The 14691-nt window shown below is 39.5% G+C and carries 10 protein-coding genes, 21 tRNA genes, 1 riboswitch and 1 other annotated feature (1 of these 33 only partly in view); of the genes, 5 read left to right on the top strand and 26 right to left on the bottom strand.

The features are described 5' to 3' along the window. Positions 1–139 precede the first annotated feature (139 nt). Positions 140–1717 (bottom strand): MATE family efflux transporter, encoded by a 1578-nt coding sequence (locus ACVWNY_RS01385; RefSeq protein ID WP_218327571.1) that lies wholly within the window; start codon positions 1715–1717, stop codon positions 140–142. Between the two features lie 114 nt (positions 1718–1831). On the opposite strand from ACVWNY_RS01385, the gene ACVWNY_RS01380 reads away from it, so the two are divergent. Next, the gene (locus ACVWNY_RS01380; protein WP_454071566.1) at positions 1832–3340 is read left to right on the top strand and encodes a UDP-N-acetylmuramoyl-L-alanyl-D-glutamate--L-lysine ligase; all 1509 of its coding nucleotides are present in this window, start codon (positions 1832–1834) and stop codon (positions 3338–3340) included. A 53-nt stretch (positions 3341–3393) separates the two neighbouring features. Beyond that, positions 3394–4095 carry a B3/B4 domain-containing protein gene (locus ACVWNY_RS01375; protein ID WP_218327573.1) on the top strand — a complete coding sequence of 234 codons (702 nt, stop codon included), beginning with the start codon at positions 3394–3396 and terminating at the stop codon, positions 4093–4095. 50 nt (positions 4096–4145) lie between these two features. On the opposite strand, the gene leuS is transcribed toward ACVWNY_RS01375, so the two are convergent. Beyond that, entirely contained in the window at positions 4146–6560 is a 2415-nt protein-coding gene (gene leuS, locus ACVWNY_RS01370) for a leucine--tRNA ligase (protein WP_218327574.1), read from the bottom strand. A gap of 43 nt (positions 6561–6603) precedes the next feature. After that, positions 6604–6787, bottom strand: a binding site (T-box leader). Between the two features lie 142 nt (positions 6788–6929). Between leuS and ACVWNY_RS01365 the strand changes: the two genes are divergently transcribed. The 3 genes from ACVWNY_RS01365 to mnmM are packed head-to-tail and all read left to right on the top strand — an operon-like array spanning position 6930 to position 9095. Beyond that, positions 6930–7586 carry a phosphatase PAP2 family protein gene (locus ACVWNY_RS01365; RefSeq protein WP_218327575.1) on the top strand — a complete coding sequence of 219 codons (657 nt, stop codon included), beginning with the start codon at positions 6930–6932 and terminating at the stop codon, positions 7584–7586. A 1-nt stretch (position 7587) separates the two neighbouring features. After that, entirely contained in the window at positions 7588–8544 is a 957-nt protein-coding gene (mnmL, locus tag ACVWNY_RS01360; protein ID WP_454071565.1) for a tRNA modification radical SAM protein MnmL/YtqA, read from the top strand. Next, positions 8538–9095 carry a tRNA 5-(aminomethyl)-2-thiouridylate-methyltransferase MnmM gene (gene mnmM, locus ACVWNY_RS01355; protein ID WP_454071564.1) on the top strand — a complete coding sequence of 186 codons (558 nt, stop codon included), beginning with the start codon at positions 8538–8540 and terminating at the stop codon, positions 9093–9095. Before mnmL ends, mnmM begins: the two co-directional genes overlap by 7 nt. A gap of 10 nt (positions 9096–9105) precedes the next feature. Here mnmM and ACVWNY_RS01350 read toward each other — a convergent pair whose 3' ends face one another. The 24 genes from ACVWNY_RS01350 to ACVWNY_RS01235 form a co-directional block, all read right to left on the bottom strand. Further along, complete coding sequence (locus tag ACVWNY_RS01350) at positions 9106–9903, bottom strand: alpha/beta hydrolase (protein ID WP_218327578.1); 798 nt, start codon at positions 9901–9903, stop codon at positions 9106–9108. An 18-nt stretch (positions 9904–9921) separates the two neighbouring features. Then, complete coding sequence (locus tag ACVWNY_RS01345) at positions 9922–11394, bottom strand: MDR family MFS transporter (protein WP_454071563.1); 1473 nt, start codon at positions 11392–11394, stop codon at positions 9922–9924. Between the two features lie 75 nt (positions 11395–11469). Beyond that, positions 11470–12657, bottom strand: coding sequence for a methionine adenosyltransferase (gene metK / locus ACVWNY_RS01340; protein ID WP_218327580.1), 1188 nt, complete (start codon positions 12655–12657; stop codon positions 11470–11472). Continuing rightward, a riboswitch (SMK box riboswitch) is annotated at positions 12655–12738 on the bottom strand. It overlaps the preceding gene by 3 nt. 80 nt (positions 12739–12818) lie before the next feature. After that, positions 12819–12890 (bottom strand) — tRNA-Glu (locus ACVWNY_RS01335). Positions 12891–12902: 12 nt separating this feature from the next. Further along, positions 12903–12990, bottom strand: a tRNA-Ser gene (locus ACVWNY_RS01330). A gap of 26 nt (positions 12991–13016) precedes the next feature. Beyond that, positions 13017–13090, bottom strand: a tRNA-Ile gene (locus ACVWNY_RS01325). An 18-nt stretch (positions 13091–13108) separates the two neighbouring features. Further along, positions 13109–13179, bottom strand: a tRNA-Gly gene (locus ACVWNY_RS01320). A gap of 1 nt (position 13180) precedes the next feature. Then, positions 13181–13256 (bottom strand) — tRNA-Asp (locus ACVWNY_RS01315). Positions 13257–13276: 20 nt separating this feature from the next. Beyond that, positions 13277–13350: transfer RNA gene (locus tag ACVWNY_RS01310), tRNA-Met, on the bottom strand. A 13-nt stretch (positions 13351–13363) separates the two neighbouring features. Further along, a tRNA-Ser gene (locus ACVWNY_RS01305) sits at positions 13364–13453 on the bottom strand. Positions 13454–13473: 20 nt separating this feature from the next. Continuing rightward, positions 13474–13545: transfer RNA gene (locus ACVWNY_RS01300), tRNA-Glu, on the bottom strand. A 13-nt stretch (positions 13546–13558) separates the two neighbouring features. Further along, positions 13559–13632 (bottom strand) — tRNA-Ile (locus ACVWNY_RS01295). 18 nt (positions 13633–13650) lie between these two features. Further along, positions 13651–13721 (bottom strand) — tRNA-Gly (locus ACVWNY_RS01290). Positions 13722–13731: 10 nt separating this feature from the next. After that, positions 13732–13804 (bottom strand) — tRNA-Phe (locus tag ACVWNY_RS01285). 8 nt (positions 13805–13812) lie between these two features. Next, positions 13813–13885: transfer RNA gene (locus ACVWNY_RS01280), tRNA-Asp, on the bottom strand. A 16-nt stretch (positions 13886–13901) separates the two neighbouring features. Beyond that, positions 13902–13975: transfer RNA gene (locus ACVWNY_RS01275), tRNA-Met, on the bottom strand. Positions 13976–13988: 13 nt separating this feature from the next. After that, positions 13989–14078, bottom strand: a tRNA-Ser gene (locus ACVWNY_RS01270). A 15-nt stretch (positions 14079–14093) separates the two neighbouring features. Continuing rightward, positions 14094–14167 (bottom strand) — tRNA-Ile (locus tag ACVWNY_RS01265). A gap of 15 nt (positions 14168–14182) precedes the next feature. Next, positions 14183–14256, bottom strand: a tRNA-Met gene (locus tag ACVWNY_RS01260). Positions 14257–14271: 15 nt separating this feature from the next. Further along, positions 14272–14344: transfer RNA gene (locus ACVWNY_RS01255), tRNA-Ala, on the bottom strand. 22 nt (positions 14345–14366) lie between these two features. Beyond that, positions 14367–14440: transfer RNA gene (locus tag ACVWNY_RS01250), tRNA-Pro, on the bottom strand. Positions 14441–14445: 5 nt separating this feature from the next. Beyond that, positions 14446–14519: transfer RNA gene (locus ACVWNY_RS01245), tRNA-Arg, on the bottom strand. Between the two features lie 17 nt (positions 14520–14536). Next, positions 14537–14622: transfer RNA gene (locus ACVWNY_RS01240), tRNA-Leu, on the bottom strand. A 23-nt stretch (positions 14623–14645) separates the two neighbouring features. Next, a tRNA-Gly gene (locus tag ACVWNY_RS01235) sits at positions 14646–14691 on the bottom strand; it runs 26 nt beyond the window's last position.

Here is a 14691-nt window from a genome sequence, read left to right as displayed (position 1 = left end):
TAAAAAAAGACCTACTTATAACCTTTACTTTACCTAAAAAAACTAAATTTAGGCTAATACCCACTATTTTAATATTACAAATTATTCGATTTTACTTATTTACGCCAAAAGAAATAGCGGCTGTAATATTCGCCGCTACTTACTTAATATGGAATTTTTTACGCCACTGTCGTACTTCTGGTCCAAACAGTTGATCCAGCAAGCGAATTTTCAAAGATATAAAGAAATAACTGAAGGCGGCCACCGCAATAACTACAACAATATTTATTACTGCTTGCCAGGGTTCATTAAAGTTTAAGCGTTTCAATAAAAAATGAGCACAGCCTGTCGCCAAACCAAAACTAAACAACGTCAAAACAAGAATCAATAGGATTCGTCGCCCTAACATCTTGTAATTAGCCGGATTTGATTGAATTAAATAAGCACTCATTAAAAGTACACTAACTAAACAACCTACTAATGAAGCAGACAATGGTCCGAAAACTTCTAGTAAATTAATGGCTGGTAATTGAAGAATTAATTTTACAATTAAACCAATTAGCCAAAAAACAATCACTTGTACTTCGCCACCGGTTGCCTGTAGGGCGCCACTAACTAATACAAAAAAGCTAAAGACTAACTGAACAATCACAGCTAAAATAAATACTTGACTGGCTAAAGTCTCTTTTTGATAAAACAATTGATACAATGGCCCACCTAATAACAGTGCGAGCAAACTAGGCAGCAATAAAAAATAAAAACCCAGCTGAAAATTCACGCTAATTGCTTCACCACGAGGTCGCCAATTGGTTAAAAGAGATAAATTAGCCACCACTATTAGTTGTGCCAGTGCGGGTAAGAAATTGAGCAAATGCAGTGGCTGACTAGTAAACAAACCTTGCAAATGAAGTAGTTGTTCTTGACTATAATTAGTAAAGCTTCTCATTTGATTCATAAAAGTCACTTGATCAACTAACCGATAACTTAATAGTGCTACCAGTGTCACTGCATAAGGAATGACTTTTTTAAAATCAAAGGATAAAACTTCCTTTTTTTCCAGATGTACTTTAGGTTCCAATATTTCCACCTGATGACGTTCTCTTAATAGTAGAAAAATAAAAATAAAGCAGGCGGCTAATAAGCCAGCAAATTGTGCAAAAGCAGCTTGGACTAAAGCAGCGTGATTATTTTCTTGCCAAATCAACTTAATGGTAAAGCCGCTAATTAATAAATAGATCGTGGTAATCACTGCTTGTGTCGTAAAGGAAAAATAAAAAGCTGGTTCCTTCGTTTGAAAATAGCTGCGTAAAACTTGTAGGCTAGGATAAATCAAGACACTAAAAGCCATCACTCTTAAGACGGAAATCGTATTTGCTAACCCGCCAGAAATATGAACCAAGACGGGCGCCAATAACCATAAAGCAGCTGCTAATATGACACCCGATAAAATAGCAATTTGTAAATACCAATATAGAATTTTACGTCGATTCAAATAAGCATAACGAGATAAATTACGATAAACCATTCCAATTACCGGAATACTTGCTAAAAACATAAAAAACAGTCCCCAGTTTAAAACCACTTGCCACAAACTGAAACTAACTTGGTTTCGCTCACCTAGCCAGTAATACCAAAAAAACAACCCGATTAAGTAAAATAAATTAGAAAAGACGGTTTGGGTACTTGTTAAGGTGAAATTTTGAATAATCTTGATTTTTGATGAATCATTGTTTAACATCTTTCCCCTTCTTTCTTTTCATTGTTTTTATTTTAGCTTAAGCTGGTCAATTTTACACGGGTCTTTTTGGGATATGCTATAATGTCTGAGAATAAAAATGATGGAGGTTTCAAAATGGGACTAACTTTAACAGAAGTCCAAAACCTATTGGCAAAAGAAAATTTATTACGTGAATTTATTACCCCTGATACTTGGACACTTGAAGCGCCGATGCAACATATTTTCCGCCATCTTTCTTACAATTCTAAAGATGTCGATGTGGAAACTTTATTTTTTTGCAAAGGCAATCATTTTAAAAAAAGCTATCTAGAAGATGCTTTAGCCCATGGTTTGCAAATTTATATTGCAGAAAAAGATTACGAAGTCGCTGCCCCTTTAGCTATTATCGTAACAGATATTCGTAAAGCTTTGGCTGTTTTAAGCATGGCATTTTATGACTATCCCCAAGAAAAATTAACTTTGATTGGTATTACTGGTACAAAAGGAAAGACCACCGTCGCTTATTTTACGAAAGAAATCTTAGCTGAAAGTACTGGGCAGAAGACTGCTTTACTTTCTACGATGAATACTACTTTAGATGGTGAAACGTATTTCAAATCAGCTCTAACCACACCAGAATCACTTGATTTATATCGGATGATGGATGAAGCCGTAAAAAATGGCATGACCCATCTGATTATGGAAGTCTCTTCTCAAGCCTACAAAGTCGATCGAGTTTATGGATTAACCTTTGATTTGGGCGTCTTTTTAAATATTTCACCTGATCATATTGGTCCGATTGAGCATCCCACTTTTGAAGATTACTTCTATTGTAAACGACAATTGGTAAATCATTCAAAACAAGTCATTGTTTATCGTGAGATGGATCATTTTAATTTGATTGCTGAAATGGCGAAACAAAATAATATTCCTTTGATTACCTATGGTGGTCAAGATGCCAACTATCAAGTAACACCGACAGATTCTTTACATTTTAAATTAACTAGTTCTGATGATCAATTAAAACTTGATGGTACTTATGAAATTAAACATGCTGGCGATTTCAATAAAAACAACGGTGCTGCGGCTGCCATTACAGCAAGCTTAGTCGGTGCCAACCAAACAGCAATTCAATCTGGTTTGAAAAAAGCATTGGTTCCTGGACGAATGAATTTACTACTTAAACCAAATGGCGCCCATATTTATATTGATTATGCTCATAATTATTTAAGCATGCAAGCAATCTTAGCTTTTGCTAAAAAAGACCATGGCGGTAAAGTAATTGTGGTTACCGGTTCTGCTGGTGGGAAAGCCGAATCTCGCCGTGAAGATATCGGAAAAGCCATCGGTGAACTAGCCGATGTGGTTTATTTAACGAGTGACGACCCCGATCATGAAGATCCTAAGGCGATTGCTAATCAGATTCTTCGAGGGATTAATCAAACTTTATATCGCCGTGATTTAACTATTAACTATGAATTTGATCGTAGTCAAGCGATTGTTCAAGCAGTTAAAGCTGCTGAAATTGACGATGCCGTCATTATTGCTGGTAAAGGAACTGAAATCTTTTTGACTATTGCTGGTAACAAGCAGCCCTATGAAGGTGACTACCAGATCGTTGAAAGAATTCTAAGAGAACAATAAAAACATCGTGATTTTTTTAACTGTTGCTTTTATATCAAGGAGGAGGACACATTATGTATTTTTCCGTTGATCCAAAAGTTTTTCAACAATTACCCAACGCTGTTTTCGCTGTGGTCATTGCTCGGGGCATAGACAATGCAAAGCCGCAAGCAGATATTCAACAGCTACTCGCAAAAAATATTCAGCTTGGCGAAGCGTATTTTACTGATAAAAATCTAAAAGAATCACCTGAGATTGTTCCTTATCGTGAGGCTTTCCGAACATTAGGCATCAATCCTAATAAATTCAAATGCTCAATCGAAGCCTTGTTAACGCGAATCGCCAAGCAAAAAGGACTACCTGTTATCAACCCTGCCGTTGATTTAGGTAATGCCGTTTCTATCAAACATTTTTTACCTATTGGTGCCCATGATTTAGCGACTATCAATGAAGGCTTAGAAGTGCGTTTTTCTCAGCCAGAAGATACTTTTATTCCTTTTGGCGGAACTGAATTTGAAGTGCCTGATGAAGAGGAATTATTATATGTCGCAGATCATCAGATCAGAACCCGTCGATGGACTTGGCGGCAAAGTGAAGTAGGAAAAATTATGGAACAAACAACCGACATTTTGTACCCGATTGATGCTTTTGCAGGAATCAACGCCGAAAAAGCGCTGGCAGCTGCGAATGATTTAGTCACTTATCTGCAACAATATTTTGATTGTGAAGCACAATTCGTTTTTGTCGATCAAAAAAAACCTCGTTTTGACTTTTAAAAAAACCGTTCAAAGGTAAGCGATTAAGCTACTTTTGAACGGTTTTTTGATTAATTTGCGACAATATTTACTAATTTATTCGGTACTACAATCACTTTGCGGATCGTTTTACCATCAATATTACGTTGAATTGCTTCATCGGCCATCGCAATTTTTTCCAATTCTACTTTATCGGTATCTAAAGCTACTTGGATTTTACTGCGTAGTTTGCCATTAACTTGTAAAATGACTTCCACTTCATCTTCGACTAGCGCACTTTCATCATAAGTAGGGAATGGCACATAAGAAATGCCACCTTCATGACCTAATATTTCCCATAATTCTTCTGCGATATGTGGTGCAATCGGTGCTAATAATTGTACAAAGCCTTCCACATATTCATAAGTCAATGCTTCCGCTTTATAAGCATCATTTACAAAGACCATCAATTGTGAGATTGCTGTATTAAAATGCAATTGCTCATAATCTTCTGTGACTTTTTTAACTGTTTGATTATAGACTTTGGTTAAGCTACCATCATTAAAGTTCGTAATATGATCCCGCATTTTGCCTTCTTCATCGACTAATAAACGCCATACACGATCTAAGAATTTACGACTGCCTTCTAAACCATTTTCACTCCAAGCGATCGAAGCATCCAAAGGTCCCATAAACATTTCATACATTCTTAAAGTATCGGCACCATATTTGTCGACCACATCATCAGGATTGACTACGTTACCCCGAGATTTAGACATTTTTTCATTATTTTCTCCAAGGATCATTCCTTGGTTGTATAATTTTTCAAATGGTTCTTTTGTTTGAACCACACCGATATCATATAAGAATTTATGCCAGAATCGCGCGTACAATAAATGTAAGACTGCATGCTCCGCCCCACCAATGTACAAATCAACTGGCATCCAGCGTTTTAGTTTTTCTGGATCCGCGATCATTTCTTTATTATGAGGATCAATAAATCTTAGGTAGTACCAAGAACTACCCGCCCATTGTGGCATCGTATTGGTTTCACGACGACCTTTTTTTCCAGTTTCAGGATCAACCACATTCACCCAGTCAGAAATGTTGGCCAAAGGTGATTCACCAGTGCCACTTGGTTGGATATTTTCAGCAATAGGTAATTCCAATGGCAATTCTTCTTCCGGAACTACTGTAGTCGTGCCATCTTCCCAATGAATAATTGGAATTGGCTCACCCCAATAACGTTGACGAGAAAATAGCCAATCTCTTAAGCGATAGCTAATTTCTTTTTTACCGACACCTTTTTCTTCTAGCCAAGGAACAATTTTATCAATCGCATCTTGCTTGTTTAAACCATCTAAAAAGTCAGAATTAATATGCTCACCGTCACCAGTATAAGCTTCTTTTTCAACATCGCCGCCAGCTAAAACGGGAACGATTGGCAAATCAAAGGTTTTAGCAAATTCATAATCTCGTTCATCATGGGCTGGTACCGCCATAATCGCACCAGTTCCATAAGAAGCTAAAACGTAATCCCCAATCCAAATTGGCATTTCTTTTCCATTAACAGGATTGATTGCGTACGCACCAGTGAAGACACCAGTTTTTTCTTTAGCTAAATCCGTCCGGTTCAAATCAGATTTTTTAGCTGCTTCGGCAATATAAGCATCTACAGCTGCTTTTTGGCCAGGACTAGTAATACGTTGTACCAAATCTAATTCAGGTGCTAGAACAGCATAAGTTGCCCCAAATAAAGTATCTGGACGAGTCGTAAATACGGTAAATTCTTCTTTCGTGTCTTTAATATTAAAAGCTACATTGGCTCCTACAGAACGGCCAATCCAGTTCCGTTGCATTTCTTTAATGCTTTCTGGCCAATCTACCAAATCTAAATCATCTAATAAACGGTCAGCATAAGCTGTAATTTTTAACATCCATTGACGCATTGGTTTACGGACAACATCGTAGTTCCCTCGTTCACTCTTGCCATCAATGACTTCTTCATTTGAAATAACTGTCCCTAATTCTGGTACCCAGTTAACTGCGACTTCTGCTTCATAAGCCAAGCCATGTTCATACATTTTTTCAAAAATCCATTGGGTCCATTTGTAATAATCAGGATCAGTCGTGTTAATTTCACGATTCCAGTCATAACTAAAACCTAGTGAATTAATTTGGCGTTTAAACGTTTCAATATTTTTCTTAGTAAATTCTGCGGGATCATTACCAGTATCTAAGGCATATTGTTCTGCTGGTAAACCAAAAGCATCCCAGCCCATCGGATGTAAAACATTAAAGCCTTGTGCTCTTTTTAAGCGAGAAACAACATCCGTTGCCGTGTATCCTTCTGGATGTCCGACGTGTAAACCTTGTCCTGATGGATAGGGAAACATATCTAAGGCATAAAATTTTGGACTGCCAACTTCATCTTTTGTGTTAAAAGTATTATGTTTAGCCCAATACTTTTGCCACTTGCGTTCAATAGTTTTGTGATTGTAACTCATCATGTTCCTCCTTATAATAAAAAAAGCCCCATAGAAGCAACTTCTATAGGACGTTATTAACGTGGTACCACCTATTTTTATCTGCCAATGCAGACCTTAAATGACGATAACGGGTCTCCCCGGAAAAATCAGCTCTAAGGTAAGTTCGAATTTCAAACCTGTGCACTCACAGCCCCGTACACTCTCTGAAAAGTTGGCCTTCTACTACTCCTTGTCAACACTTATATGAAATTAATTTAATCTTAGCAGATTCAAATAGTAAATTCAATTTAATTCCATCGATAAAACCTAAGAAAAATCCATTTTTCTGCTATAATAGTCTCGTTTAGTAAGAAAACATCATGAAACGATGTATTTTAAGGAGTTCCTATGAAAAATAAAATGTACTATCAATTAGCCGGCAGTTTTACTTTACTGTTTTTTGTGGCTTTGTGTTATATCCTACGTTTTTATCCAGATACCTTGACAGGTTTTGATCGTGGCATTATTTCAGTTGTCCACAGTTTATCCCCAGGTGCCGACAGCTTTTTTATCTGGCTAACTAAATTTGGCAATCCAGTATCAGTAGTGATTTTAACTATAGTCTTTCTTGGACTATTTTGGTTCAATCGACAAAAGTTAACAGCCTTATGGTTTGGAATAAATATTGTTGGAATCTGCGGCATCTTAAATCCTGTTATCAAACAATTTTTCAAACGTCCACGTCCAACTATTTTACCCCATCTGGTTGAAGAACACAGCTATAGTTTCCCCAGCGGACATGCGGTAACCAGTATGATTTTATTTGGCACCTTGATTTTTGTCATGCCACTATTTTTCAAAAATACTTCTTTACGATTAGTAGCGCAAATTGTTTTAGGACTGTTAATTTTGGGAATTGGCGTCAGTCGAATTTACGTTGGCGTGCATTATCCTAGCGATGTGCTTGGCGGCTTTTTACTAGGGATTAGCTGGCTATTATTTAGCTTTCCTTATTATCGTGAAAAAAAACTGATTTATGATATGAAACAGATTGGAAGAAAATAAAATGTTTGAATATAGTGATGATCCAAATAAACGATACCATTCTTGGAATTATGCGTTACGGCAAGAATTCGGTGGAAAGATTTTTAAAGTGCCGATTGACGGAGGCTTTGATTGCCCAAATCGAGATGGCACTGTTGCCCATGGCGGTTGTACATTTTGTAGCGTTTCTGGTTCTGGTGACATGATGGTCGCCCCGACTGATCCGCTACCAGCACAATTTAGTAAAGAAATCGACATGATGCATTTAAAATGGCCTAAAGTCGATCAATATATTGTTTATTTCCAAAATTTCACCAATACCCATGCACCAGTAGAAGTTATCCGTGAACGCTTTGAACAGGTAGTGAATCTGCCGGGTGTTGTTGGTTTATCTGTCGGTACTCGTCCCGATTGTTTGCCGCCTGAAGTCGTTGAATATTTAGCTGAATTAAATCAAAGACTTTATCTATGGGTGGAATTAGGATTACAAACAACTTATGAGGAATCTAGCAACTTAATCAATCGTGCCCATGATTATCCCACGTACATTGATGCTGTCGAACGTCTACGTAAGCATAATATTAATGTCTGTACCCACTTAATTAACGGATTGCCAGGCGAAAATTTAGAAATGATGCGGGAAAATGTCCGCCGGACAATTTTAGACTCAGACATTCAAGGCATCAAATTGCATTTATTGCATTTAATGAAAAAAACGCGGATGTTGCGAGACTATTCAGACGGTCGTCTCCAACTGATGAGTAAAAGAGATTACGTTTCGGTCATCTGTGACCAATTAGAAATGATTCCGCCAGAAATTATTATTCATCGTTTGACTGGAGATGCCCCTTGGGATGCATTAGTCGGTCCCATGTGGAGTCTGAAAAAATGGGAAGTTCTTAATGCGATTGATGATGAAATGACACGTCGTGATTCTTTCCAAGGAAAATTTGCTGTTCGAGGTGCTTTCTCATGTTAAAAACAGCTTTGCATTTCAGCCACCAGTTATTAACCGACATTGTGGGAAAAGGTGATACGGTGATTGATGCTACTATGGGTAATGGCAATGACACCCTTTTTCTCGCCCAACTTGTGGATAAAACCGGCAAGGTCTATGCTTTCGATGTACAAAAACAAGCTGTCGAAAATACTGCCGACAGGTTAGGCACAGCTTATCCCCAAGCCAGCTTATTTTTAGCCGGACACGAAGAAATCGATCAAAAGATATCCCCTGTGGAAAAAATCAAAGCAGCGATTTTCAATTTAGGCTATCTGCCAAAAAGTGATAAATCCATTATTACTCAAGAAGACACAACTATTCCTGCGATGAAAGCCGTTTTAAATCGCCTTTTACCCACAGGTCGAATGATTCTAGTGATTTATTACGGCCACCCCGGTGGAGAACAAGAAAAAAATGCTGTACTAAATTTTTGTAGCCAACTACCACAAGAAGATTTCAGCGTCTTAACTTATCAATTCATCAACCAAAAAAATAATCCCCCGATTTTAGTTTGTGTGGAAAAAAAATAAGCCTCGAGAATTAATTTTCTCCAGGCTTTTCTTCTAGCATCCAAACCAATACTCGCTGAATCCATTGATCCCAAAAGACCCAATCATGTTGACCAGGACCATCTTCAAAAGTCACTGGCATCTCAGCCTGCCTCATTTTATGAGCCATATATTGACTAGCTGGATGCAAACCATCTTCGGTACCACAAGCTAAGAAAAAGCGCGGACTCATTTTCCCACTGGCAATAAAATCCTTCAACATTTGACTAGGATTATTTTTCGAAGTCATAAACTGATCAAATGGCCCTAAAACACCTTCCCAATAAGCAGCATCTCGAACTGCTAAAAAGTTCTCGATATCATTAAAATAGACTGCTCCTGATAAAGAAGCCACAGCAGCAAAGTTATCTGGTTTCAATAGACCTAATTTAACTGCGCCATAACCGCCCATTGATAGTCCAGCTGCAAAAGTTTTTTCCCGTTTATAGGTAATCTGAGGAAAAAATTCATGAACGATTTTCGGTAATTCCTCTGAGATATACTGCCAATATTTCATATCGTAAGTGGTATCCGTGTAAAAACCTAAATCCGTTGAGGGCATCACCACAGCAATTTCATGATGACTAGCATAACGCTCAATCGAACTTTTTCTTAGCCAGATACTGTGATTTTGACCCATCCCGTGTAATAAATAAAGCACTGGAATATCCTCTGTCACACCGCGGGTTGCTGTACCAACCGTTTTTTTAGTGGCTTGTGGCAACAACACATTAAAAGAGACTTCCATTTCTAAAACATTTGAATAGGCACCAATTTCTAATAAAGCCATCTAACAACCTCCAATTTCTTATAGTTTATCACTTTTCAGTGATTTGCCCATCAATAAAGTCAAAGCTAAAGCCACAATAATCAAGACAAACCCGCCAATATAAATAAAATGTAAACTTTCAAATAATATTCCCCTTAAAATTTCCCGTAAATCAGTGGCAATTTGCATCGCTGTATGAGGATTGATTAATTTGTTCATAATGTCTGGATCCAATTGTTCCCCAATTTGAGGCAATCGTCGAGCAATATCCCAATTCATTAAAATACCGAAGATTGAAATCATAACTGTCTGTCCAATCGTCCGTGATAAAGTATTAAAAGATGTAGCCACCCCAACATCCTTGGCTGGCACACTACTTTGCGCTTCCACCGTTGTTGTTGTCATGGACAAACCAAAGCCTAAGCCAAAGATTGATGAAACTACAAAAAATAAAAAGAAAGGTGTATTTTGCGGAAACATTACCATCATGATTGCACCAGTCAAGATAATCGTCAAACCAATCGTTAAAACTTTGCGGGGCGAATATTTTGCTAACAATCGTCCTGATAGAAAAGAACCAATCATCCAAACTAACGATAAAGGTGCCAATACTAAACCGCCAATCGCCGCACTTCTACCAGCAACTCCTTGCATCCACATAGGAATATAGACATCCAAACTCATAATAAAACCACTCATTAAAGACGCTACTGCATTAACCACTAAAAAATTTCGATTTTTAAATAAAACTAAATTAATCACCGGATCATCGGCAGTTTTTTCCACCTTACGAAAAATCAAACCAAAAGTCAGTGTCAAAATAAATAATAAACCGACTCTTAAAGACAATCCATCGTCGCCTAAAAATTGAAAACCCAACAATAAACTCACTAAAGTCAACATTAAAAAAAGACTACCTAAGACATCCATTTTTTGCTTAGTTTGCTGACGCGGTTTTTCCACAAAATAATACTGCATCATAAAAATCACAACAATTCCAATCGGTACATTGATAAAGAAAATCCAATGCCAACCGATTGTATCAACAATCAAGCCGCCAGCCAAAGGTCCCACAACACTAGAAATACCCCAAGCTGCACTATTTAAGCCTAAAACCTTAGTCCGCTGTTTAAAATCATACATATCAGCAATCATAGTCAAAGAAACCGGCATAATCGCTCCAGCACCAAATCCCTGTAATCCACGTGCTAAAATCAAGGTTTCCATCGTGTTAGACAGTCCCGACAAAGCAGAGCCCAATACAAATAAACTAATTCCCAAAATCATAATTGGCTTACGTCCAATCTTATCTGCCAATTTCCCATAAATTGGCGTAACAGTCGCACTGGTCAACAAATAAATAGTAAACACCCAATTCATAATTTCAATTCCGTGCAAACTTCCCACAATCGTTGGCATTGCTGTCGTAACAATTGTCCCTTCAATGGCCGATAAAAAAGTTACAATAAAAATCCCAATCGTCACCATTTTTACATTTGTTTCTCGTTTCATTTTATCCTCCTAAAAATCCCACAAAAAAAGAGAGTCTCCGTTAATATCTTAACAGAAAACTCCCCTTAAATAATCTTATAAATTTAAACTTTTTTTCAATCCGTCGACTTTATCCAATTTTTCCCATGGCAAATCGATATCTGTCCGACCAAAATGTCCATAAGCCGCTGTTTGACTATAAATAGGACGTTGCAGATCAAGCATTTCAATGATGCCCGCCGGACGCAAATCAAAATTCTCCCGAATCGCTTCCGTTAGTTTTTCTTCAGAAACTTTACCCGTTTCAAAAGTATTCACTGCAATAGAAACAGGCTGTGCCACACCAATCGCATAGGCCAATTGTACTTCAACCTTATCAGCTAGACCAGCAGCTACAATATTTTTTGCAATATAACGAGCTGCATATGAAGCTGAGCGGTCTACTTTCGTAGCATCTTTTCCAGAGAAAGCACCACCGCCATGACGAGAATAACCGCCATAAGTATCAACGATAATCTTACGCCCAGTCAGACCAGCATCCCCTTGAGGACCACCAATCACAAAACGGCCAGTTGGATTAATAAAGTATTTGGTTTTTTCATCTAACAATTCAGCTGGAATTACATAATTGATCACTTTTTCAATCACATCACGCCGAATCGTTTCATTATCAACCGCATCATTATGCTGTGTGCTAATAACAATTGCATCGACACGACTAGGTTTTCCATTTTCATCGTATTCAACAGTTACTTGAGATTTCGCATCCGGTCCATAATAAGAAACCTCACCCGATTTTCTCAAATCTGCCAATCGTTTCACTAAATGATGACTTAATGAAATAGGTAAAGGCATTAATTCAGGTGTTTCATCCACTGCAAAACCAAACATTAAACCTTGGTCTCCAGCACCGATGTCATCTAAATCTTCATCTTTATCCCGAGTCTCTAGGGCATCATCAACCCCTTGAGCAATATCCGGTGACTGTTCATCGATTGCAACTAAGACTGCAACATTGTCGCCATCAAAACCAAATTTCGAACCAGTATAACCAATTCGTTTGATCGTTTCTCTGACAACTTTTTGGATATCTACATAAGCTGTTGTAGAAATTTCTCCAAAAACTAAAACAAGCCCAGTTGTCACTGATGTCTCGCAGGCAACTCTGGCTTCCGGATCTTTTGCTAAAATAGCATCCAAAATTGCATCACTGATTTGATCAGCAACCTTATCTGGATGTCCTTCTGAAACAGATTCAGAAGTAAATAAACGACGTTCTTTCATAATAATCATTCCCCCTAATTTTTTTCGGTTACAAGGCACCTCTGAAACTTTTTCAGAGCCTATCGGGAACTTGCAACGAACCTATTGTAACAGAAAGCACTAACAAGTCAAAGCTTTTTTGATTACACAAAAAAAAGACGCTTAAACGTCTTTCGAACAAATGACCCGTACGGGACTCGAACCCGTGTTACCGCCGTGAAAGGGCGGTGTCTTAACCGCTTGACCAACGGGCCTAAATTTTAAAACGGAGAAGGAGGGATTTGAACCCTCGCGCCAGTTTCCCGACCTACACCCTTAGCAGGGGCGCCTCTTCAGCCACTTGAGTACTTCCCCAAAAATCATTAGAAATGATTTTTTAATGGGCCTAAATGGACTCGAACCATCGACCTCACGCTTATCAGGCGTGCGCTCTAACCAGCTGAGCTATAGGCCCATATAATAAAACTAGCAAAGCGGGTGACGAGAATCGAACTCGCGACAACAGCTTGGAAGGCTGTGGTTTTACCACTAAACTACACCCGCATGGCGGTCCCGACGGGATTTGAACCCGCGATCTCCTGCGTGACAGGCAGGCATGTTAACCCCTACACCACGGAACCAAAAGGCTAGTTTTATTAAATTGCGGGAGCAGGATTTGAACCTACGACCTTCGGGTTATGAGCCCGACGAGCTACCAGACTGCTCCATCCCGCGATAATATTAAAAAAGGAGGATAAGGGATTCGAACCCTTGCACGGTTTTACCCGCCTGACGGTTTTCAAGACCGTTCCCTTCAGCCGGACTTGGGTAATCCTCCAAGTATAACTATGAAACAAATGACCCGTACGGGACTCGAACCCGTGTTACCGCCGTGAAAGGGCGGTGTCTTAACCGCTTGACCAACGGGCCATAAAAATATCGATGGGCCTAAATGGACTCGAACCATCGACCTCACGCTTATCAGGCGTGCGCTCTAACCAGCTGAGCTATAGGCCCCAATCAAAAAACTAAAAAAGCGGGTGACGAGAATCGAACTCGCGACAACAGCTTGGAAGGCTGTGGTTTTACCACTAAACTACACCCGCAAAGCTATTATGGCGCGGGACAGAATCGAACTGCCGACACATGGAGCTTCAATCCATTGCTCTACCAACTGAGCTACCGAGCCGTAAAAAGCGGTCCCGACGGGATTTGAACCCGCGATCTCCTGCGTGACAGGCAGGCATGTTAACCCCTACACCACGGAACCGTATAATTTAGTTTAATTGCGGGAGCAGGATTTGAACCTACGACCTTCGGGTTATGAGCCCGACGAGCTACCAGACTGCTCCATCCCGCGATAATATTAAAAAAGGAGGATAAGGGATTCGAACCCTTGCACGGTTTTACCCGCCTGACGGTTTTCAAGACCGTTCCCTTCAGCCGGACTTGGGTAATCCTCCATAAGAAAGTCATGATGGACCTTGTAGGACTCGAACCTACGACCGGACGGTTATGAGCCGTCTGCTCTAACCAACTGAGCTAAAGGTCCAAGCTCGAAAAACAATCGCGGCGGAGGGGATCGAACCCCCGACCTCCCGGGTATGAACCGGACGCTCTAGCCAGCTGAGCTACACCGCGAAAATAAAATGAAAATGGAGCCTAGCGGGATCGAACCGCTGACCTCCTGCGTGCAAAGCAGGCGCTCTCCCAGCTGAGCTAAGGCCCCATGACAATGGTATTTCTATTAATCGGGAAGACAGGATTCGAACCTGCGACCCCTTGGTCCCAAACCAAGTGCTCTACCAAGCTGAGCTACTTCCCGAAATACGCGCCCAAGAGGAGTCGAACCCCTAACCTTTTGATCCGTAGTCAAACACTCTATCCAGTTGAGCTATGGGCGCATCATTATTCGTACTAATGCCGAGGACCGGAATCGAACCGGTACGGTGATCACTCACCGCAGGATTTTAAGTCCTGTGCGTCTGCCAGTTCCGCCACCCCGGCATGTCCCTGGTCTTTTCAGAGAAAGCGGAAAACGGGGTTCGAACCCGCGACCCCCACCTTGGCAAGGTG

The organism is Enterococcus sp. JNUCC 77, from assembly GCF_054819945.1.
This window is presented reverse-complemented; position numbering and strand designations above follow the sequence as displayed.

Coding starts and splice junctions, on each gene's coding strand:
- mnmL (WP_454071565.1), top strand. CDS start 7,588: ATGTTTGAATATAGTGATGATCCAAATAAACGATACCATTCTTGGAAT.
- ACVWNY_RS01380 (WP_454071566.1), top strand. CDS start 1,832: ATGGGACTAACTTTAACAGAAGTCCAAAACCTATTGGCAAAAGAAAAT.
- ACVWNY_RS01375 (WP_218327573.1), top strand. CDS start 3,394: ATGTATTTTTCCGTTGATCCAAAAGTTTTTCAACAATTACCCAACGCT.
- ACVWNY_RS01385 (WP_218327571.1), bottom strand. CDS start 1,717: ATGTTAAACAATGATTCATCAAAAATCAAGATTATTCAAAATTTCACC.
- mnmM (WP_454071564.1), top strand. CDS start 8,538: ATGTTAAAAACAGCTTTGCATTTCAGCCACCAGTTATTAACCGACATT.
- ACVWNY_RS01350 (WP_218327578.1), bottom strand. CDS start 9,903: ATGGCTTTATTAGAAATTGGTGCCTATTCAAATGTTTTAGAAATGGAA.
- leuS (WP_218327574.1), bottom strand. CDS start 6,560: ATGAGTTACAATCACAAAACTATTGAACGCAAGTGGCAAAAGTATTGG.
- metK (WP_218327580.1), bottom strand. CDS start 12,657: ATGAAAGAACGTCGTTTATTTACTTCTGAATCTGTTTCAGAAGGACAT.
- ACVWNY_RS01365 (WP_218327575.1), top strand. CDS start 6,930: ATGAAAAATAAAATGTACTATCAATTAGCCGGCAGTTTTACTTTACTG.
- ACVWNY_RS01345 (WP_454071563.1), bottom strand. CDS start 11,394: ATGAAACGAGAAACAAATGTAAAAATGGTGACGATTGGGATTTTTATT.